Source organism: Agrobacterium sp. S7/73, assembly GCF_019355535.1.
In the GTDB taxonomy this organism is placed as follows: Bacteria; Pseudomonadota; Alphaproteobacteria; order Rhizobiales; family Rhizobiaceae; genus Agrobacterium; species Agrobacterium tumefaciens.
The window spans coordinates 2,647,917-2,665,891 of the sequence record NZ_CP072136.1 but is presented as its reverse complement, the minus strand read 5'-3'; the positions used below and the strand labels follow the sequence as shown (position 1 = coordinate 2,665,891).

18 protein-coding genes are annotated in these 17,975 nt (G+C 58.5%); 9 read left to right on the top strand and 9 right to left on the bottom strand.

The window, feature by feature from the left end; all coding sequences use genetic code 11:
• Window positions 1-28: 28 nt before the first annotated feature.
• On the bottom strand, window positions 29-499 hold the full coding sequence (gene dut, locus J5276_RS13235; RefSeq protein WP_025592237.1) for a dUTP diphosphatase: 471 nt from the start codon (window positions 497-499) through the stop codon (window positions 29-31).
• A gap of 90 nt (window positions 500-589) precedes the next feature.
• On the opposite strand from dut, the gene J5276_RS13230 reads away from it, so the two are divergent.
• The 3 genes from J5276_RS13230 to J5276_RS13220 all read left to right on the top strand — a co-directional run bounded on the left by J5276_RS13230 (window position 590) and on the right by J5276_RS13220 (window position 3,805).
• The gene (locus J5276_RS13230) at window positions 590-2,173 is read left to right on the top strand and encodes a peptide chain release factor 3 (protein ID WP_003514729.1); all 1,584 of its coding nucleotides are present in this window, start codon (window positions 590-592) and stop codon (window positions 2,171-2,173) included.
• Between the two features lie 70 nt (window positions 2,174-2,243).
• Entirely contained in the window at window positions 2,244-3,449 is a 1,206-nt protein-coding gene (coaBC, locus tag J5276_RS13225) for a bifunctional phosphopantothenoylcysteine decarboxylase/phosphopantothenate--cysteine ligase CoaBC (RefSeq protein WP_112154802.1), read from the top strand.
• Window positions 3,446-3,805, top strand: a complete 360-nt coding sequence (locus J5276_RS13220; protein WP_019564441.1) for an MmcQ/YjbR family DNA-binding protein — start codon at window positions 3,446-3,448, stop codon at window positions 3,803-3,805. The genes coaBC and J5276_RS13220 overlap by 4 nt, the downstream gene beginning before the upstream one ends.
• Window positions 3,806-3,828: 23 nt before the next feature.
• Here J5276_RS13220 and J5276_RS13215 read toward each other — a convergent pair whose 3' ends face one another.
• The 3 genes from J5276_RS13215 to ubiE form a co-directional block, all read right to left on the bottom strand.
• Complete coding sequence (locus J5276_RS13215; protein ID WP_013635359.1) at window positions 3,829-4,743, bottom strand: sterol desaturase family protein; 915 nt, start codon at window positions 4,741-4,743, stop codon at window positions 3,829-3,831.
• A 163-nt stretch (window positions 4,744-4,906) separates the two neighbouring features.
• The gene (gene ubiB / locus J5276_RS13210; protein WP_112154801.1) at window positions 4,907-6,481 is read right to left on the bottom strand and encodes a 2-polyprenylphenol 6-hydroxylase; all 1,575 of its coding nucleotides are present in this window, start codon (window positions 6,479-6,481) and stop codon (window positions 4,907-4,909) included.
• A 36-nt stretch (window positions 6,482-6,517) separates the two neighbouring features.
• Window positions 6,518-7,294, bottom strand: a complete 777-nt coding sequence (ubiE, locus tag J5276_RS13205; protein WP_112154800.1) for a bifunctional demethylmenaquinone methyltransferase/2-methoxy-6-polyprenyl-1,4-benzoquinol methylase UbiE — start codon at window positions 7,292-7,294, stop codon at window positions 6,518-6,520.
• A gap of 143 nt (window positions 7,295-7,437) precedes the next feature.
• On the opposite strand from ubiE, the gene mutM reads away from it, so the two are divergent.
• The 4 genes from mutM to dnaA all read left to right on the top strand — a co-directional run bounded on the left by mutM (window position 7,438) and on the right by dnaA (window position 11,941).
• Window positions 7,438-8,340, top strand: a complete 903-nt coding sequence (gene mutM / locus J5276_RS13200) for a bifunctional DNA-formamidopyrimidine glycosylase/DNA-(apurinic or apyrimidinic site) lyase (protein ID WP_112178708.1) — start codon at window positions 7,438-7,440, stop codon at window positions 8,338-8,340.
• Window positions 8,341-8,371: 31 nt separating this feature from the next.
• A complete protein-coding gene (locus J5276_RS13195) occupies window positions 8,372-9,145 on the top strand; it encodes an enoyl-CoA hydratase (RefSeq protein ID WP_003514743.1) in 774 nt (257 codons plus the stop codon).
• A gap of 194 nt (window positions 9,146-9,339) precedes the next feature.
• The gene (rpsT, locus tag J5276_RS13190) at window positions 9,340-9,606 is read left to right on the top strand and encodes a 30S ribosomal protein S20 (RefSeq protein WP_003493474.1); all 267 of its coding nucleotides are present in this window, start codon (window positions 9,340-9,342) and stop codon (window positions 9,604-9,606) included.
• A gap of 871 nt (window positions 9,607-10,477) precedes the next feature.
• The gene (dnaA, locus tag J5276_RS13185) at window positions 10,478-11,941 is read left to right on the top strand and encodes a chromosomal replication initiator protein DnaA (protein WP_003514748.1); all 1,464 of its coding nucleotides are present in this window, start codon (window positions 10,478-10,480) and stop codon (window positions 11,939-11,941) included.
• 74 nt (window positions 11,942-12,015) lie between these two features.
• Here the strand turns inward: dnaA and hemW are convergent, their stop codons facing one another.
• From hemW to rph, 3 genes are read right to left on the bottom strand one after another with little or no spacing between them, the layout of a single operon-like run.
• A complete protein-coding gene (hemW, locus tag J5276_RS13180) occupies window positions 12,016-13,215 on the bottom strand; it encodes a radical SAM family heme chaperone HemW (protein WP_003514749.1) in 1,200 nt (399 codons plus the stop codon).
• Between the two features lie 5 nt (window positions 13,216-13,220).
• Window positions 13,221-13,865, bottom strand: a complete 645-nt coding sequence (gene rdgB, locus J5276_RS13175; protein WP_003514751.1) for an RdgB/HAM1 family non-canonical purine NTP pyrophosphatase — start codon at window positions 13,863-13,865, stop codon at window positions 13,221-13,223.
• Between the two features lie 17 nt (window positions 13,866-13,882).
• Window positions 13,883-14,599: a ribonuclease PH gene (gene rph / locus J5276_RS13170; protein WP_003514752.1), complete on the bottom strand. Its 717-nt coding sequence runs from the start codon at window positions 14,597-14,599 to the stop codon at window positions 13,883-13,885.
• 136 nt (window positions 14,600-14,735) lie between these two features.
• On the opposite strand from rph, the gene hrcA reads away from it, so the two are divergent.
• Entirely contained in the window at window positions 14,736-15,827 is a 1,092-nt protein-coding gene (gene hrcA / locus J5276_RS13165) for a heat-inducible transcriptional repressor HrcA (RefSeq protein ID WP_003514754.1), read from the top strand.
• A gap of 113 nt (window positions 15,828-15,940) precedes the next feature.
• Window positions 15,941-16,576, top strand: coding sequence for a nucleotide exchange factor GrpE (gene grpE / locus J5276_RS13160; RefSeq protein ID WP_112154798.1), 636 nt, complete (start codon window positions 15,941-15,943; stop codon window positions 16,574-16,576).
• A 129-nt stretch (window positions 16,577-16,705) separates the two neighbouring features.
• On the opposite strand, the gene ptsN is transcribed toward grpE, so the two are convergent.
• Window positions 16,706-17,167, bottom strand: a complete 462-nt coding sequence (ptsN, locus tag J5276_RS13155; protein ID WP_003493488.1) for a PTS IIA-like nitrogen regulatory protein PtsN — start codon at window positions 17,165-17,167, stop codon at window positions 16,706-16,708.
• Between the two features lie 82 nt (window positions 17,168-17,249).
• Window positions 17,250-17,831: a ribosome hibernation-promoting factor, HPF/YfiA family gene (gene hpf / locus J5276_RS13150; RefSeq protein ID WP_003514759.1), complete on the bottom strand. Its 582-nt coding sequence runs from the start codon at window positions 17,829-17,831 to the stop codon at window positions 17,250-17,252.
• Window positions 17,832-17,975 lie beyond the last annotated feature (144 nt).

Sequence of the window (17,975 nt, the reverse complement as noted above, 5' to 3'; positions counted from 1 at the left end):
GAAAACAATCGCCCATAAAGGGGGCTGGTCAAAGCCCCGTGGAGCCGAAACCACCGGCACCGCGTGCCGTCTCGGATGTTTCGGCCACTTCGCTGACTGCCACCTGCGTAACTGGTGCAATCACCATCTGTGCGATGCGCATGCCGCGCTCGATGACAAAATCGGCCTGCCCCAGATTGGCGAGAATGACCTTCACTTCGCCGCGATAGTCGCTGTCCACCGTGCCGGGGGAATTGAGGCAGGTGATGCCGTTCTTGATGGCGAGGCCGGAGCGCGGACGGATTTGCGCCTCATAGCCTTGCGGAACCTCGAAGACGAAGCCGGTCGGCACCAGCGCCCGTTCGCCCGGCTGCAAAGTGAGCGGTTCATCGGCCGGCACTGCGGCGCGCAGGTCCATTCCGGCGGCGCCACGGGTTTCATAGGAAGGCAATTCGAGGTCTGCGCCATTGGCGAGACGCACAAGCCGGAGGAGGGGGCGATTATCATTTTGAACGGTCATGCGGCATTAGTTTGCCGAGATCGCGGCAAGGTCAATTGCAAATGCGGGCCTGAAACGCTAGATACCCCGCAATTCCACAGGATTTGTCAGATGGCCGAAACACTTGCCGAGGCGGTCTCCCGCCGCCGCACCTTTGCTATTATTGCGCACCCGGACGCGGGTAAGACCACGCTTACGGAAAAACTGCTGCTGTTCGGCGGAGCGATCCAGCTTGCCGGCGAGGTGAAGGCGAAGAAGGATCGCATCCAGACCCGTTCGGACTGGATGAAGATCGAGCGCGAGCGCGGCATTTCGGTCGTCACTTCGGTCATGACCTTCGAATATAACGACCGCGTCTTCAACATCCTCGATACGCCCGGCCACGAAGACTTTGCCGATGACACCTACCGCACGCTGACGGCGGTGGATGCGGCGATCATGGTCATCGATGCCGCCAAGGGTATCGAGCCGCGCACGCTGAAGCTTTTCGAAGTTTGCCGCATGCGCGATATTCCGATCATCACCTTCATCAACAAGATGGACCGCGAAAGCCGCGATCCCTTCGAGATTCTGGATGAGGTCGAGGAAAAGCTGGCGCTCGATACCGCGCCGATCACCTGGCCGGTCGGCCGGGCGAAGAGCTTCTGTGGCGCTTACAATCTTGCTGAAAACACCTTTCGTGGCAACGACACGCAGGTGGATGGCCTTTCGGTCAACGGCCCTCAGGCTGTCGCCGATCGTCTGCCGGAAAATGAGCGCAAGGTCTTTATCGAGGAAACGGAACTGGCTCTGGAAGCCTGCCGCCCCTTCGACCGTCAGGCGTTCCTGGAAGGTCACATGACGCCGGTATTCTTCGGTTCGGCGCTGCGCAATTTCGGTGTGCGCGACCTCATCAATGCGCTGGGTGATTTCGCCCCGCCGCCGCGCGATCAGGTGGCGGATACCCGCACCGTGCATGCGGCGGAAGACAAGATGACGGCCTTCGTGTTCAAGATTCAGGCCAATATGGATCCCAACCATCGCGACCGCATCGCGTTTGCCCGCATCTGCTCCGGCAAGCTGGAGCGCGGCATGAAGGCGCGGCTGTCGCGCACCGGCAAGCTCATGGGGCTGACAGCACCGCAATTCTTCTTCGCGTCACAGCGCCAGCTGGCCGATACCGCCTTTGCGGGCGATGTGGTCGGCATTCCCAACCACGGCACGCTGCGCATCGGTGATACGCTGACCGAAGGTGAAAACCTCGTATTCCAGGGCGTGCCGAACTTCTCGCCGGAAATCCTGCGCCGCGTGCGCTTGGAAGACGCGATGAAGGCGAAGAAGCTGAAGGAAGCTTTGCAGCAGATGGCGGAAGAAGGTGTCGTGCAGCTCTTTTCGCCAGAAGACGGCTCGCCCGCCATCGTCGGCGTTGTCGGCGCGCTGCAGCTCGATGTGTTGAAGGAACGGCTGATGGGCGAATATGGCCTGCCGGTCTCGTTTGAAATGTCTCGCTTTTCCGTCTGCCGCTGGATCTCGTCCGATCAGCCGGCGGAAATGGACAAGTTCCTCAACGTCAAGCGCGGCGATATCGCTCGCGATCTGGATGGCGATCCGGTGTTTCTGGCGCAGGATGCCTTCTCGCTGCGGTATGAATCCGAGCGGTTTCCGGCGATCAAGATGGTCGCGATCAAGGAATATCACGTCGCCAAGGCGGCGTGATATCAGCCGGATTGCACTTTGAATGCCAAGGGCTTAGTTTCCCGGTTAAACGGGAAACTGGTCCGGCATCATGACGCTTTCAGGCAAACATATTCTCCTCATCATCTCCGGCGGCATCGCGGCCTATAAGAGCCTCGACCTCATCCGCCGTCTGAAAGAGCGCGGCGCCAAGGTGACGCCAGTCATGACGAAGGGCGCACAGGAATTCGTCACTCCGCTTGCTGTTGGCGCACTGTCCGCCACCCACGTCTTCACCGAGCTTTTTTCGAGGCAGGACGAGCAGGATGTCGGGCATATCCGGCTCGCGCGCGAATGCGACCTCGTGCTGGTCGCGCCCGCCACCGCTGATCTGATGGCGAAGATGGCGAATGGTCTGGCTGATGATCTTGCCTCCACGATCCTTCTGGCGACCGATCGGAAGGTGCTGGTCGCACCTGCCATGAACCCGAAAATGTGGTCGGCAAAGCCAACGGTGCGCAATGTCGAAACGCTGAAAAAAGACGGCGTGTTTTTCATCGGCCCTATGGCAGGCGAAATGGCGGAAAAGGCCGAGGCCGGTCTTGGTCGTATGGCGGAGCCTTTGCAGATCGTTCAAGGCGTTGAGGCTTTGCTGGATGGCGGGCTGAAGCCTTTAAGAGGCAGAACGGCGATCGTTACCTCCGGCCCCACCCATGAGCCGATCGATCCGGTGCGTTACATCGCCAACCGCTCCTCCGGCAAGCAGGGCCATGCCATCGCAGCTGCGCTTGCGGAGTTGGGTGCGGAGGTAACGCTGGTCTCGGGTCCCGTCACGATTGCCGATTTGGCGGGCGTTGCAACGGTCCATGTCGAGCGTGCCGAGGAGATGCGCGATGCGGTGATTTCAAGGCTGCCGGTGGATATCGCCGTCATGGTTGCCGCTGTCGCCGACTGGCGGGTGGCGGGTTCTTCGGAGCAAAAGATCAAAAAGCAGCCGGGCGATGCCCCGCCTGCGCTGCAACTTATGGAAAACCCCGATATTCTCAAAACCGTCGGCCACCACGAAAAGCGCCCGAAGCTGGTGGTGGGTTTCGCCGCCGAGACGCAGGATGTGGAGAAAAACGGCCGAGCCAAACTGGAGCGCAAGGGCGCCGATTATATCGTTGCCAATGATGTGTCGGCGGAAACCGGCATCATGGGCGGAGACCGCAACAGCGTGAAGATCATTTCGAATGAGGGTATCGAGGCCTGGCCTGATATGGACAAGGCCGAAGTCGCCAAACGTCTGGCGGCCCTCATCGCGGAGAAACTCGCATGAGCCTTTTCGATCGCAAGACATTCGACAGGGTGCTCGGAGAATGGCCGGGCGTCCGTTTCGTCGATCAATGGGACTCCCACGTTGCCAAGGTCGGAGACAAGGTCTTTTCAGTTTTGGGTGAGCGTGACGACTGGCGGCTTGTGGTGAAATGTTCGGAGGAAAGCTTCGAAATCCTCACCTCGCTGGAAGGTATCCATCAGGCACCTTATTTCGCCAAGCGCAAATGGATATCGATCTCCGATCATTCACCGCTGGAGCAAGAGGAGCTGGAACATTATGTCCGCCGCTCCTATGAACTCGTTGCTGCAGGGCTGACGAAGAAGCTGCGGGTCGAACTGGGAATTCTCCGGGCCTGAAGGCGGCATTGTCGCCAATCCCTTCAATTTTCTTTCGTGTTTCGCCCGATGATCTGGCGAACCCCTTCTTTAGTGAAAGGCTGAAAAAGCTGCGGCAGAAAGCCCTTTGCGATTTCTCCCTTGATGCCGATGTTGGTCGAGGAAGGGCGATCGGGATTGAAATAGCTGCCGAACAACTGGTCAAAAATGACAAGGTTCTCGCCATAATTGGTATTTCCCTCAGGCAGCTCTTTGGAGTGGTGCCAACGGTGCAGCCGGGGCGTGCTGAACACGTAGTCCAGCGGCCCGGTTTTCATATCCACATTGCAATGGGTCAGAATGCCGATGAAGGCGGTCACAGCCGCGAGCCACCAAAACACCTGCAACGGCGCGCCCATGAGATAAAGCGGAATCTGGCTGAGCGCGATCTTGAACAGCGAGTCGGCCACATGAAAACGGCCCGTATTGACGACCCAAAGGCGGACAACGCTGTGATGAAGCGCGTGAAAACGCCAGAAGAACACCGTTTCATGGGCGATACGGTGCGCCCAGTAGAGACCGAATTCAGCGATCATCAGGGCGAGCGTGACCTGAACAACCATCGGCAACTGAGAAGGCCACAGGTCGAATTTCATGGCCGCCAAAGGTTGCAGAAAAATTGCGGTCAGCATTGGAAAGAGCACCGCTGCCGTGGCAGCAAGCTGAACAAGCCCCTTGGTCAAGAGCGTGTGGGCGATATTGTTGACGGTTTCACCATCAGACTGAAGCCATTCCGTCTCATAGGGAATGTAACGCTCAAGAAGAAACAGGCTGGCCACCGCGCCCGCGTAGACGGCGAGGAATGTGGTGATCGGATGCTCACTCGAAAAAGCGAAATAAGCCCCGGTAAGACCGAGAAAAAACACCATGGGCCACGAGCAATAGGTAAGGACCCGTTTTACGGCTTCATTTTTTGCCATCAATCTCAATTCCCGTCCGGCAATCATTTAACTTTCAACCAAGATCAGGTCATTATCCTCGATATGTTGCAGCAGCATGGTACGCATCTATCGAACTGGAAGACCGGCGATTTTCGGTTCGAAAGTGTGCCGCACCGGCGTGAGCGCCGAGTTTGAATATCGTTTAGCTGATCCTGATCGCGATATAGAGAAGCGTCAGCGCAATCACCCAGAGCGCCGCCCGGCCCCATTTGGTGTGGCGCGCTTCCGCCTTGCCGATCGCTTCCGCGGTCTGGGCGTCGAAACGCAGGCCGTTCTCGCTCATATACACCAGGTCGGAATGCAGCTTCTCCGTCTTGGCAGCGATCTCGGGAGCCGCTTCCGCAAGCTTGAGAGCCGCCTTCACGCCGTCCTTCAGATCGGTGACAATGCGTTTCGGGCCAAGATTGTCTCTTATCCAGCCGCTGACGACCGGATCGGCCGCTTTCCACATGTTGAAACGCGGATTGAGCATGCGGGATACGCCTTCCACCACCACCATGGTCTTTTGCAGCATCACCAGTTCCGGGCGCGTTTCCATGTCGAAGAGCTCGGTAACTTCGAACAGTAGCGTCAGCAACTTGCCCATGGAGATCGTCTCGGCCGGCTGGCCGTGGATCGGTTCGCCGATGGCGCGGATCGCCTGCGCAAAGCTGGCTTTGTCGTGATGGCCCGGCACATAACCGGCCTCGAAATGCACCTCCGCGACGCGCATGTAATCGCGGGTGATGAAGCCGTAGAGGATTTCGGCAAGGAACCTGCGTTCTTTTTTGCCCAGCCGCCCGGCAATGCCCATATCCACGGCTACGATCATGCCCTGCGGATCGACAAAGAGATTGCCGGGGTGCATGTCGGCATGGAAAAAGCCGTCGCGCAACGTGTGCCGCAGGAAGGACTGGATGAGGGTATCAGCCAGCTTGTTCAGATCGTGACCGGCAGCCTTCAGTCCCTCAATATCCGACATCTTGACGCCGTCGATCCATTCCATGGTGACGACATCGCGGCCGGTGCGTTCCCAATCTACCTCCGGAACGCGGAATCCGGGGTCTTCTTTGGTATTTTCGGCAAGTTCGGAAAGGGCGGCGGCCTCAAGCCGCAGATCCATCTCGATCTTGGTTGTCTGTTCCAGCGTGCGAGTGACTTCCACCGGCCGCAGGCGGCGGGCAGAGCGGACGAAACGCTGTTGCAGGTCGGCGATCAGATACATCGCCTCCAGATCGTTCTGGAAGCGCTGGCGAACGCCGGGGCGAATGACCTTGACGGCGACCTTGCGCGGCCCTTTCGGCGTATCCACTATCGCCGGGTGAACCTGGGCGATGGAAGCGGCGGCGATCGGATCGCCAAATTCCGTGTAGAGTTCTGAAACAGACCGCCCGAGCGAACCTTCGATGTTAGCCTTGGCCGCGGCTGCGGGGAAAAATGCCATGCGGTCCTGCAGGCTCGCAAGATCGTCGGCGAAGTCGGCGCCGACCACATCCGGCCTTGTGGCCAGAAACTGTCCCATCTTCACATAGGACGGGCCAAGCCGCTCGACAGCTACCGCCAGCCGGTCGCTACGTTGCGCCCGCTTGGCCTTGCTGCGGGCGAATGGCTTCAGCAATGCCTTCATCACTTGCGCGGAGGCAGGAAGGTCATCGGATGGCAAGGCCAGCACGACGCCTTCGCGCACGAGAACCCAGCCAACCCTTGCGAGGCGGAAATATGCGCCCAAAGTGCTCATGCTTATGCTTGTCTCCTGCTTTTGCCGGGCATGGTCTTAAAGCTTCCAGCCGGAATGCAGGGCGGCGATACCGCCGGTGTAATTGGTATAGGTCACGCGCGAAAAGCCGGCGGTACGGATCATCGTTGCGAAATCCTCCTGATTGGGGAATTTGCGGATAGACTCGACCAGATATTGATAGGGCTCGGCATCCCCGGTGATCATCTTGCCGAATTGCGGAATGGCGTTGAACGACCATGCATCATAGACGCGGTCGAGTAGCGGCATTTCCACTTCGGAAAATTCCAACACCAACAGTCGCCCGCCACGTTTCAGCACGCGGTAGGCTTCTTTCAGCGCAACGTCGATGCGCGGTACGTTGCGAATGCCGAAGGCGACCGTATAGGCGTCGAAGGTATTCGCCTCGAAGGGCAGCTCCTCGGCATTGGCTTCAACGAAGGTCAGATTGTCGGAGAGTTTTCGTTTTGCCGCGCGCTCCTCGCCAACGGCAAGCATCGAGCCGTTGATATCGAGAACGGTGGCATGCGCCAGACGGTTGGAGGCTTCCACGATGCGGAAAGCGATATCGCCGGTGCCACCAGCTACGTCAAGCACCTTGTAAGAGGCGTCCTTGCGCGGTGAAAGCGAGGACACCATGGCGTCCTTCCACAGCCGGTGCAGGCCGGCCGACATCACGTCGTTCATAATGTCGTAGCGCTTGGCCACCTTGTGGAAGACATCGTTGACCAGCCCCTGCTTTTTGCCTTCGTCCACTTTGTGGAAGCCATAGGACGTTTCCATGCCGCCTTGGGCGTTGGTACGGGCGTCGGTCATCGTCTGTCTCCATATTAATTGCGTGGCGGACCATAGCGGAAACGCCATGGCGACGCTATCTGTTGCCGCATCGCCTGGGCGCGACATTTCGCGTGCATTGTATAGACCACATGGTCCTAACGATAAACTGCCGGATAAGCCAGATGCCAGAATTGCCAGAAGTCGAAACCGTCAGACGCGGCCTCGCGCCCACCATGGAAGGGGCAAGAATCCGCAAGCTCCATCTTGGCCGTCCCGATCTGCGCTTTCCGTTCCCGGAGGACTTCGCGGGCCTGATCGAGGGCAGGACGATCATATCGCTCGGGCGCAGGGCGAAGTATCTCTTGATAGAGCTGGAAGACGGGCTGACGATCGTTGCCCATCTTGGAATGTCCGGCTCGTTCCGTATCGAGGCGGCGGCAGATGAGGCAGGGAATAGGAACGCGCCCGGCGCGTTTCATTATGCCCGCTCGAAGGACGGCAAGCACGATCATGTCGTCTTTCATCTGGATAAGGGCGAAGAGCGCATCTGCGTCATCTATAATGACCCGCGCCGCTTTGGCTTCATGCATCTGGTGGAGCGCAACAAGCTCGACCTCTACCCCGCTTTTGCGGGGCTGGGACCGGAACCGACCGGCAACGTGCTGAGCGCGGATTATCTCGCGAGCCGGTTCCAGGGTAAAAGCCAGCCGTTAAAAAGCACGCTGCTGGACCAGAAGGTTATTGCGGGCCTTGGCAATATCTATGTCTGTGAGGCGCTGTGGCGTGCCCATCTCTCTCCTTTGCGGGCGGCGGGAACGCTGGTGACCAAAACCGGAGAGCCGAAGCCGCAGCTCATCAACCTCACGGAGAGGATCCGGGACGTGATCGCGGACGCAATCGCCGCCGGCGGCTCTTCCCTGCGCGACCATATACAGACGGACGGAACGCTCGGTTATTTCCAGCATTCCTTTTCAGTCTACGATCAGGAAGGCCAGCCTTGCCGTACACCCGGCTGCGGGGGTACGGTTGAAAGGATAGTGCAGGCCGGTCGTTCGACCTTTTATTGCGCGGCCTGCCAGAAGTAGCTGAGGCGGAATAATGGCGAGGGAGACTGCCGTGGATTATGAAACGATACTGGTCGAGAAACGCGACGAGGTGGGCGTCATCACGCTAAACCGGCCCAAGGCGCTCAACGCCCTCAATTCGGTGCTTCTGAAGGAGCTGCGGCACATTCTCTCCTCGTTCTCTGCTGACGATTCCATCGGCGCGATCATTATAACGGGGTCGGAAAAGGCATTTGCCGCTGGCGCGGACATCAAGGAAATGCAGGGGCTGGATTTTGTCGATGCCTATGTCGGCGACTTTCTCGGCGGCTGGGACGAGGTCGCATCGACCCGCAAGCCGGTCATTGCCGCAGTCTCCGGCTTTGCGCTGGGCGGCGGGTGTGAGCTGGCAATGATGTGCGATTTCATCATCGCTTCGGACACGGCGAAATTCGGCCAGCCGGAAATCACGCTTGGCGTCATTCCCGGCATGGGCGGCTCGCAGCGGCTGACGCGGGCGGTGGGCAAGGCGAAGGCGATGGATCTGGTTCTGACCGGCCGCATGATGGATGCGGCCGAGGCAGAGCGCGCCGGCCTCGTTTCGCGGATCGTCCCCGCGGCAAATCTCATGGATGAGGCGGTGGATGCCGCCACGCGCATCGCCTCGCTGTCTCGCGCTTCCGTTCTCATGGCCAAGGAAAGCGTCAATCGCTCCTTCGAGGTTCCTCTTTCGGAAGGGCTGAGATATGAAAGGCGATCCTTTCAGTCGCTCTTTGCAACAGCGGATCAGAAGGAGGGCATGGCGGCCTTCGTTGAAAAGCGCAAACCCGCTTTCCGGAATCGCTAAGGATTCGGAATATCGGCGTTTTCCGCCATTTGCGCGTTGACGGGCGTACGCTTTAGCGGTATATGCCCGCCCACGGTTAAGGAAAGCCATCCGGCTTGTCCGAAATTACTCCCGCATTCTTGGGTTAAGCGAGGTCTTCGAACGACCCGATCCTCTGGTTGCGGAATTTGGTTTGAATTCGAAGAGAGGCATACATGGCCAATACAACTTCGGCGAAAAAGGCGACCCGCAAGATCGCTCGCCGTACCGCAGTCAACAAGGCTCGCCGTTCGCGCGTTCGCGGCTTCATCCGCAAGGTCGAGGAAGCTATCGCTTCGGGCGATCTGGCAGTAGCCACCGAAGCTCTGAAGGCAGCTCAGCCTGAGATCCAGCGCGCAGCGACGCGTGGCGTTCTGCATGGCAACACGGCATCCCGTAAGGTGTCGCGTCTTGCCCAGCGCGTTAAGGCTCTTTCCGCCTAATCCGGCTAATCACAATTAACTATTCAAAAAGCCTGGTCTTTTGACCGGGCTTTTTGTGATTCTAACCCTACGTTAATCATTCCTGCCGTAACGTGACAAACGCGTGTCAGATGAGCGACAAGAAAAACTGAATAAAAACAATGGATTGCCGGAGGTCTCCCGAAAAATGGGAAGCTTTCTCTACGGAAGTCGCAGCCAGTTTTGAGTCAAGAAGATTTTTATTTTTTTGCCAAAACGGGCTATCGAAAAATGCCAAAATTGAATCTCATTGATTCATAAGCGATTCTGCTTCGGACCTTGCCGGTGATGCAAAACGACCATTGCGAGTCAATGGTCGATCTGAGTTTTTGCAGAAAAAACGCCATTGATCTCTCCCCACGATCCTGCCTAAATGCATTTCAACAAGGGGTGCGGATCTCAGTCCACAGATTATCTCGATGATCGTATCGACGATATTCACCTTCTTGCTGGCGGGCCTTTCGAGGTCCGTTTTCTCAGGTCATTGAGCTTTTTGTGCCGTTTCGGTCTCGGAACGGGCTGGAGCTTTTTGTCCTTAAGAATGCGCCTTACAGTTGTAGCGAAAGGAGCGTTTTTAGCGTGTCGCAGGCCTCTCCATGAAGGGGAGGGAAATGGGATAACCGGCTCGCAAACAAGTAGTAGTCTTTGACGCTCTTTCGAGGGGAGTGCTGGAGGCGGGAAATAATACGAGGGGGATCTCTGGCGATCGTTTTTTGATCGTCAGGCTATGATTGGCAATTTGAAAGGCGGCAATATGCAATTGAATTTGGCGATGGGTGCGGTGGCCGATGGGGACCGCGCACCACAGGCTCGTGATGCAGCTTGCTCAGAAGCGGCAGGGGATAAATCGGCAATGAAGCACGATGCGCTGTTTGAACGTTTTAGCGCGCGGCTGAAGGCACAGGTTGGTCCCGAGGTCTATGCAAGCTGGTTTGCACGGCTCAAACTCCACACCGTTTCGAAAAGCGTCGTCCGTTTTACCGTTCCGACGACCTTTCTGAAGTCCTGGATCAACAACCGTTATATGGATCTGATCACCAGTCTCGTCCAAAGCGAGGATCCGGACGTGCTGAAGGTGGAAATTCTTGTCCGCTCCGCCAGCCGCCCGGCCCGCCCCGCGCAGGTCGAGGAACGGGTGCAGCCCGTTCAGGACATGGGCGCGGTTGCGCGCAACAAGTCCTTCATTCCGTCGCAGCCGGCGACAGCACCTTCTGCACAGCCTGCGGCGGCGCAGGCGACGCTGCGGCAGGGTAGCTCCGGGCCGCTGTTCGGTTCGCCGCTCGATACACGTTTCACCTTTGACACTTTTGTCGAGGGCTCGTCCAACCGCGTCGCGCTTGCGGCGGCAAAGACGATCGCTGAAGCGGGTGCCGGTGCTGTGCGCTTCAATCCGCTGTTCATTCATGCGGGTGTCGGGCTTGGCAAGACACACCTTCTGCAGGCGATTGCCAATGCCGCCATCGACAGCCCGCGCAACCCGCGTGTGGTCTATCTGACGGCCGAATATTTCATGTGGCGTTTTGCGACCGCGATCCGCGACAATGATGCGCTGACGCTGAAGGACACCCTGCGCAATATCGACCTTCTTGTCATCGACGACATGCAGTTCCTGCAGGGCAAGATGATCCAGCACGAATTCTGCCACCTGTTGAACATGCTGCTCGACAGCGCCAAGCAGGTAGTCGTGGCCGCTGACCGCGCGCCGTGGGAGCTGGAATCGCTTGATCCGCGTGTCCGTTCGCGCCTTCAGGGTGGCATGGCCATCGAGATCGAAGGTCCCGATTACGACATGCGCTACGAAATGCTCAACCGTCGCATGGGTTCTGCGCGTCAGGACGATCCGTCTTTCGAGATTTCGGACGAAATACTGACCCATGTGGCCAAAAGCGTGACAGCGAGCGGACGCGAGCTTGAAGGCGCCTTCAACCAGCTGATGTTCCGACGCTCTTTCGAGCCGAACCTCTCGGTTGACCGTGTCGATGAGCTGCTGTCGCACCTCGTCGGTAGTGGGGAGGCCAAGCGCGTCCGTATCGAGGATATTCAGCGCATCGTCGCCAGGCATTATAATGTGTCGCGGCAGGAGCTGGTTTCCAACCGTCGCACCCGCGTCATCGTCAAGCCGCGCCAGATCGCCATGTATCTGGCCAAGATGCTGACACCGCGCTCATTTCCCGAGATCGGTCGCCGTTTCGGCGGTCGCGACCACACCACGGTTCTTCACGCGGTGCGCAAGATCGAGGATCTGATTTCCGGCGACACCAAGCTCGGCCACGAGGTTGAGCTGCTGAAGCGCCTGATCAACGAAAACAACGCATGAAAAAAGCGGCCTTTGGGCCGCTTTTTTATTGGTTTCTCGGTTGTTGATTGGCTCAGGACCAGGCAGGCTGCCGGTCAGCAGGCGAGATCGGCGACCACGGCATCCAGAATAAGCATGCCGGAAGGAGTGCAGCGCAGGCGGGAATTGCCGATCCGTTCCACGAAGCCGTGTTGCAGGAGGAATTCCTCTTTCTCCGGGTCGAGCTCGCGGCCGGAGAGATCGCTCCAGCGAGCAAGATCAATGCCTTCGCGCAGGCGAAGGCCCATCAGCAGCAATTCGTCTGCCTGTTCGTCGACGCCGAGAAGCTCCTGATCGACCATGCCGTGGCCTTCACGCTCGACGGTCTCGAGCCAGGTTTCGGGATGGCGCTCGGTGACGGTGGCGAGCTTGGAGGCGCCATTGGTCAGGCGTCCATGCGCACCGGGTCCAATACCGGCATAATCGCCATAACGCCAATAGGTCAGGTTATGGCGGCTTTCCGCACCGGGGCGGGCATGATTGGAAACCTCGTACGCCGGCATGCCGTAACGCTCGGTGATTTCCTGCGTCGCTTCATAAAGCACCGCCGAATGCTCGCCATCCGGTACGATCAGCTTGCCAGCCTTGTGCAGCCCGTAGAACGGCGTGCCTTCCTCGATAGTGAGCTGATAGAGCGACAGATGGTCGACGGCGTAGGAGACGGCTTCCTTCAGCTCAGCGTCCCATTCGGCCACCGTCTGGTTCGGGCGGGCGTAAATCAGATCGAAGGACATGCGCGGAAAAATCTCCCGCGCCAGACGGATGGCTTTAAGCGCATCGGCAACATCATGCAGACGGCCAAGGAACTTCAGGTCCCGGTCGTTCAGCGCCTGGACGCCGAGCGAGACGCGATTGACGCCGGCTGCCCGGTAACCGCGAAACCGCTCCGCCTCGACGCTTGAAGGATTGGCCTCCATGGTGATCTCGATACCATCAGGCACATGCCAGAAGCGCGAAACGCCATCAAGAAGCGCGCCTACGGTCTGCGGGTCCATCAGCGAAGGTGTGCCGCCGCCCATGAAAATGCTGGTAACGACACGCGGACCGCTGAGCGCCCGCATCTTTGCCATTTCGCTGAGGAACGCCGCAGTGAACCGTTCCTGATCCACCGGGCGGTGGCGGACATGGCTGTTGAAATCGCAATAGGGGCATTTGGCCGCACAGAAGGGCCAGTGCAGATAGATCCCGAAACCGGGATCGCCCGTATCCGGCAGAAGCGACGCGCCGGGGGCAGAAAGTTGGTGCTCCCCGGTCATCGGGTTCATGCCTCCAGACAGGTTTCGACGAATTTTTTGAACGCGCGGGCACGGTGGGAGAGCGCAAACGCATCGCCGTGCTTCCAGCCGTGTTTTTCGTCTGCGGTCATTTCACCGAATGTGGTGTCGTAACCTTCCGGTTTGAAGATCGGGTCATAGCCGAAACCGCTCGTTCCGCGCGGGGGCCACGCCACCGTGCCTTCCACCTCGCCGCGAAAATATTCGACATGCCCGTCCGGCCAGGCAAGGCACAGCACGCTGACGAAGCGGCCCGTGCGGTCTTCCGGCTTCGTTGCACCGCGTTCGGCAAGCGCATCCTCGACCTTCTGCATGGCCATGGCGAAGTCGCGCGTACCGTCAGCGGTTTCCGCCCAATTGGCGGTGTAAACGCCCGGCGCGCCATCCAGCGCATCGATCACCAGACCGGAATCGTCAGACAGAGCCGGCAGGCCGGACGCCTTCGCAGACGCAAGCGCCTTGATGGCAGCATTTTCCTCAAAGGTGGTGCCTGTCTCGTCCGGCTCCACGAAGTTCAGCTCCGCAGCCGATTTGGCTGAAAAGCCGAAAGGCCCGATCAGGTCGGCGATTTCGGCGATCTTGCCCTTGTTGTGGCTGGCGACAACGATCGTTCTGGTATCGAGCTTGCGCATGACGTTTTCCTGTCGGCTCAGGCGATTGCCTGCTTCTGAAGGGCCACCAGTTCGCTGCATCCGGCCTTTGCAAGACCGAGCAGCGTCAGGAATTCCTCTTCGGAGAAGGGGGCACCTTCCGCGGTTCCCTGCACTTCGACGATGCCGCCGGAGCCGGTGATGACGAAATTCGCATCGGTCTCGGCGGAGGAATCCTCGAGATAATCGAGATCGATGACCGGCTGTTTTGCAAAGATGCCGCAGGAGATCGCGGCGATATGGTCTTTCAGGACCTTCTCGACCTTGATCATGTTGCGAGTTTCCATCCACTTCAGGCAATCATGCAGGGCGATCCATGCGCCGGTGATGGAAGCCGTGCGCGTGCCGCCATCGGCCTGAATGACGTCGCAGTCAATGCTGATCTGGCGCTCGCCGAGCGCCTGCAGGTCGACCACTGCGCGCAGCGAGCGGCCGATAAGGCGCTGGATTTCCTGCGTGCGTCCGCCCTGCTTGCCGGCTGAGGCCTCGCGTTTCATCCGCTCATGGGTGGAACGCGGCAGCATGCCGTATTCGGCGGTGACCCAGCCCTTGCCGCTGTTGCGCAGCCACGGCGGCGTCTTTTCCTCAAGGCTTGCGGTGACGAGCACATGCGTATCACCGAATTTGACCAGACAGGAACCTTCGGCATGTTTCGAGAAATTGCGCTCGAAGGAAACCTTGCGCATCTGATCGGTTTTTCTGCCTGAAGGCCGCATATGATCCACTCTCCATGTTGGTTCCTGCCTTCTAAGGCGCGCCCCGGGGTTTTGCAAAGCCAATTTCCATTTTGCCGCAGCGGTGCAACGCATTATATTGGTACGGACAGAGTTTTGACGATAAAGAACGGATGATATGGGCTTTTCCGCACCGCTTTCAAAAGATCAGGCATCGTTGCTGGATGAACGGTCGCGGGAGATTTTCCGGCGCATCGTCGAAGGCTATCTCGACACCGGCGAACCCTTGGGGTCGCGCAGCCTGTCGCGGCTGTTGCCGATGTCGCTTTCACCGGCCTCCGTTCGCAACGTCATGAGCGACCTCGAGGAACTGGGTCTCATCTATTCGCCGCATATCAGCGCCGGTCGCCTGCCCACCCAGACGGGGCTGCGCTTCTTCGTGGACGCATTCATGCAGGTGGGCGATCTGCCCGCCGATGAGAGAGCCAGTATCGACCGCCAGATCGGTCCGGTCGCCGGCCACGAGCAATCGCTGGAAGGGTTGCTGACGGAGGCAAGCCGCATGCTTTCAGGCATGTCGCGCGGTGCTGGCCTGGTGCTGACGGCCAAGAGCGACGTCATTCTCAAGCACGTTGAATTCATCCGGCTGGAGCCCACCAAGGCGCTTGCCGTGCTGGTAGGGGACCACAATCAGGTCGAAAACCGTATCATCGAATTGCCGGTCGGCATTTCGTCATCGCAATTGACAGAGGCGGCGAATTTCATCAATGCCCATCTTTCCGGGCAGACGCTGCAGGAACTGCGGGGCCAGTTTCAGACGCAGCGTGCCGAATTGCAGTCGGAACTCGGCACGCTCGCGCAGGACCTCATCGAACGGGGTCTCGCCATATGGGCGGGCGACAATGAAGAGGGCAAGCTCGGCCGCCTCATCGTCCGCGGACGCTCCAACCTGCTGGAAGGTCTGGCCGGTGAGGAAGATATCGATCGTGTGCGCTTGCTGTTCGACGATCTGGAACGCAAGGAAAACCTCATCGAGATCCTCAACCTTGCGGAAAGTGGCTCAGGCGTCAGGATTTTCATCGGCTCGGAAAACAAGCTCTTCTCGCTGTCAGGCTCGTCACTGATCGTGGCACCTTATCGGGATGAGGAAAATCGCGTTGTGGGTGCCGTCGGCGTCATCGGTCCCACAAGGCTCAATTACGCCCGTATCGTGCCTATGGTGGACTACACAGCACAAATTATGGCCCGCCTTTCCCGAAAGCAGAGATAGGACAAGCCCGCAAGGTTAGAGAATGCGGCAAGCTTTTCGCCGCAAGCCTTGATTTTTGCCCTTCAAACCTCGATATCGGGCGCAACCAACAATATTCAAATCTGGAGAACGTCATGACCGACGATACGAAAAAGCCCGGACCTGACGCGGACGTCGCCGAAGAGTTTGTCGAACCCGCATTTACAGGGGAAGAGACGGCGGAAGCTGCCGAGCCCGATCCGATCGAACTGCTCAGGACCGAAAATGCCGATCTGCGCGACAAGTTCCTGCGTCTTGCAGCAGAAATGGACAATCTTCGTCGCCGCACAGAGCGCGAAGTCAAGGATGCGAAGGCCTATTCTCTCGCCGCTTTCGCGCGCGACATGCTTGCCGTTTCCGACAATCTTCGCCGCGCTCTTGAAGCCATTCCGGACGAACTCAAGACCAATGGCGAAGCCGGTCTCAACGGCCTGATCGAAGGTGTCGAGATGACGGAGCGCTCGATGCTCTCGACGCTGGAGCGACATGGCGTCAAAAAGATCGATGCGGAAGGCCAGAAATTCGATCCGAATTTCCACCAGGCGATGTTCGAAATTCCGAACACGGCAGTTCCGAACAACACGGTACTGCAGGTGGTTCAGGCCGGTTTCACCATCGGTGACCGGGTGCTGCGCCCCGCCATGGTTGGCGTCTCAAAGGGTGGCCCGAAGGTGGAGACCGCCGCAGCGCCCGAGCCGGGCACCGCCTCCGTCAACGAGAAGGATGCGTGAGGCATTCCCTCATCTAAAGCGCGTTCGGATGTAAAACCGGGGCGCGCTTTTGTTTGAAATGCTCCAATAAAAAACGCGCCTCAAGGGCGCGTTTTTTTGTCCATGGAAAGGACCGTCGGCAGCCTTTGATCAGGCAGCGGTCGCCTGCTCCTGATTGAGGAAGGCGTAGATTGCCGTGTCGGAATCGGTGGCACGCAGCTTGGCCACCAGCTCGGGGTCGCGCAAAGCTCGGGCAATTCTCGACAGCGCCTTCAGATGATCCGCGCCGGCGCCTTCGGGTGCAAGCAGCAGGAAAACCAGATCGACCGGCTGGTCATCCAGCGCCTCGAAATCAACAGGTGTTTCAAGACGTGCGAAGACGCCGGTGATCTGATGGATGCTGCTCAGCTTGCCATGCGGAATGGCAATGCCGTGCCCCACACCGGTGGAGCCGAGTTTCTCACGCTGGAGGATGACGTCGAAAACTTCCCGTTCCGAGACTCCGGTAATTCTGGCTGCCTTTGCGGCCAGCTCCTGAAGCAATTGCTTTTTGGAATTCACCTTGAGGGCGGGAATAATCGCATCTTGTTGCAGCAAATCTGCCAACGCCATTCTCTTTTTCCTTCATGCCATCGAGACGATGCAGGAGGCAGATACGCTTTCGCGCTCTGCCTCCCATGTCTTGTCAGACTGTTCAGCTCTTGATCGTTTCCGCGTCGATCCAGCCAATATTGCCGTCATGTCGTCGGTAGACGATGTTGAGATATTCCTTGCCGGGGCTGCGGAACAGCAGAACCGGTTCGTCCGTCATGTCGAGCGCCATCACCGCGCTGGCGACGGACATCGTCTTTATCTGTTTCGAACTTTCCGCAACGATCGTGGGTGCGTAGTCTTCCGGAACCTCGTGGTCCTCATCGGGGACAGCATCCATTACCGTATAGGCGATTTCCGACATCGCGCCGTTCGCCGCGGAACCATTGTGGTGATGGTCCTTCAGCTTCCGTTTGTAGCGACGCAGGCGCTTCTCGATACGCTCGGCGGCGGCATCGAAACTCGCTTGCGGATCATTTGCCTGACCCGCCGCATGCAATACAACGCCCGTATCGAGATGCAGTTTGCAATCGGCTGCAAAACGCGATCCGGACTTCTCTACGGTCACTTGGCCTGAATACCCCCCATCGAAGTATTTGGTAACTGCCAGACCTATATTGTCCTCAATCCGCTGCCGGAAAGATTCGCCGATCTCCATATGTTTACCAGATACACGCACACTCATGGAAAATTTCCTTTTTGTAGTGATTTGCGAGTACCAGCTTACGTCAAGCCGCGCGCGCATCCAAGCGTTTCGAAGGCCTTTAAAAGCCCCCATTCGAATTTTACGCCCATGGACGGTGGAGATGAATCCGTTACAAATGACCTT

What these genes read in the sequence shown, in the direction of transcription:
- rdgB (WP_003514751.1), bottom strand. Translation starts at nt 13,865, where the DNA reads ATGCGCAAGCTCGATACCAGAACGATCGTTGTCGCCAGCCACAACAAG.
- ubiB (WP_112154801.1), bottom strand. Translation starts at nt 6,481, where the DNA reads ATGAGCACTTTGGGCGCATATTTCCGCCTCGCAAGGGTTGGCTGGGTT.
- hpf (WP_003514759.1), bottom strand. Translation starts at nt 17,831, where the DNA reads ATGAGTGTGCGTGTATCTGGTAAACATATGGAGATCGGCGAATCTTTC.
- ptsN (WP_003493488.1), bottom strand. Translation starts at nt 17,167, where the DNA reads ATGGCGTTGGCAGATTTGCTGCAACAAGATGCGATTATTCCCGCCCTC.
- hemW (WP_003514749.1), bottom strand. Translation starts at nt 13,215, where the DNA reads ATGACCGGGGAGCACCAACTTTCTGCCCCCGGCGCGTCGCTTCTGCCG.
- rph (WP_003514752.1), bottom strand. Translation starts at nt 14,599, where the DNA reads ATGCGGCCTTCAGGCAGAAAAACCGATCAGATGCGCAAGGTTTCCTTC.
- dut (WP_025592237.1), bottom strand. Translation starts at nt 499, where the DNA reads ATGACCGTTCAAAATGATAATCGCCCCCTCCTCCGGCTTGTGCGTCTC.
- rpsT (WP_003493474.1), top strand. Translation starts at nt 9,340, where the DNA reads ATGGCCAATACAACTTCGGCGAAAAAGGCGACCCGCAAGATCGCTCGC.
- J5276_RS13230 (WP_003514729.1), top strand. Translation starts at nt 590, where the DNA reads ATGGCCGAAACACTTGCCGAGGCGGTCTCCCGCCGCCGCACCTTTGCT.
- hrcA (WP_003514754.1), top strand. Translation starts at nt 14,736, where the DNA reads ATGGGCTTTTCCGCACCGCTTTCAAAAGATCAGGCATCGTTGCTGGAT.
- coaBC (WP_112154802.1), top strand. Translation starts at nt 2,244, where the DNA reads ATGACGCTTTCAGGCAAACATATTCTCCTCATCATCTCCGGCGGCATC.
- J5276_RS13215 (WP_013635359.1), bottom strand. Translation starts at nt 4,743, where the DNA reads ATGGCAAAAAATGAAGCCGTAAAACGGGTCCTTACCTATTGCTCGTGG.
- grpE (WP_112154798.1), top strand. Translation starts at nt 15,941, where the DNA reads ATGACCGACGATACGAAAAAGCCCGGACCTGACGCGGACGTCGCCGAA.
- J5276_RS13220 (WP_019564441.1), top strand. Translation starts at nt 3,446, where the DNA reads ATGAGCCTTTTCGATCGCAAGACATTCGACAGGGTGCTCGGAGAATGG.
- mutM (WP_112178708.1), top strand. Translation starts at nt 7,438, where the DNA reads ATGCCAGAATTGCCAGAAGTCGAAACCGTCAGACGCGGCCTCGCGCCC.
- ubiE (WP_112154800.1), bottom strand. Translation starts at nt 7,294, where the DNA reads ATGACCGACGCCCGTACCAACGCCCAAGGCGGCATGGAAACGTCCTAT.
- dnaA (WP_003514748.1), top strand. Translation starts at nt 10,478, where the DNA reads ATGAAGCACGATGCGCTGTTTGAACGTTTTAGCGCGCGGCTGAAGGCA.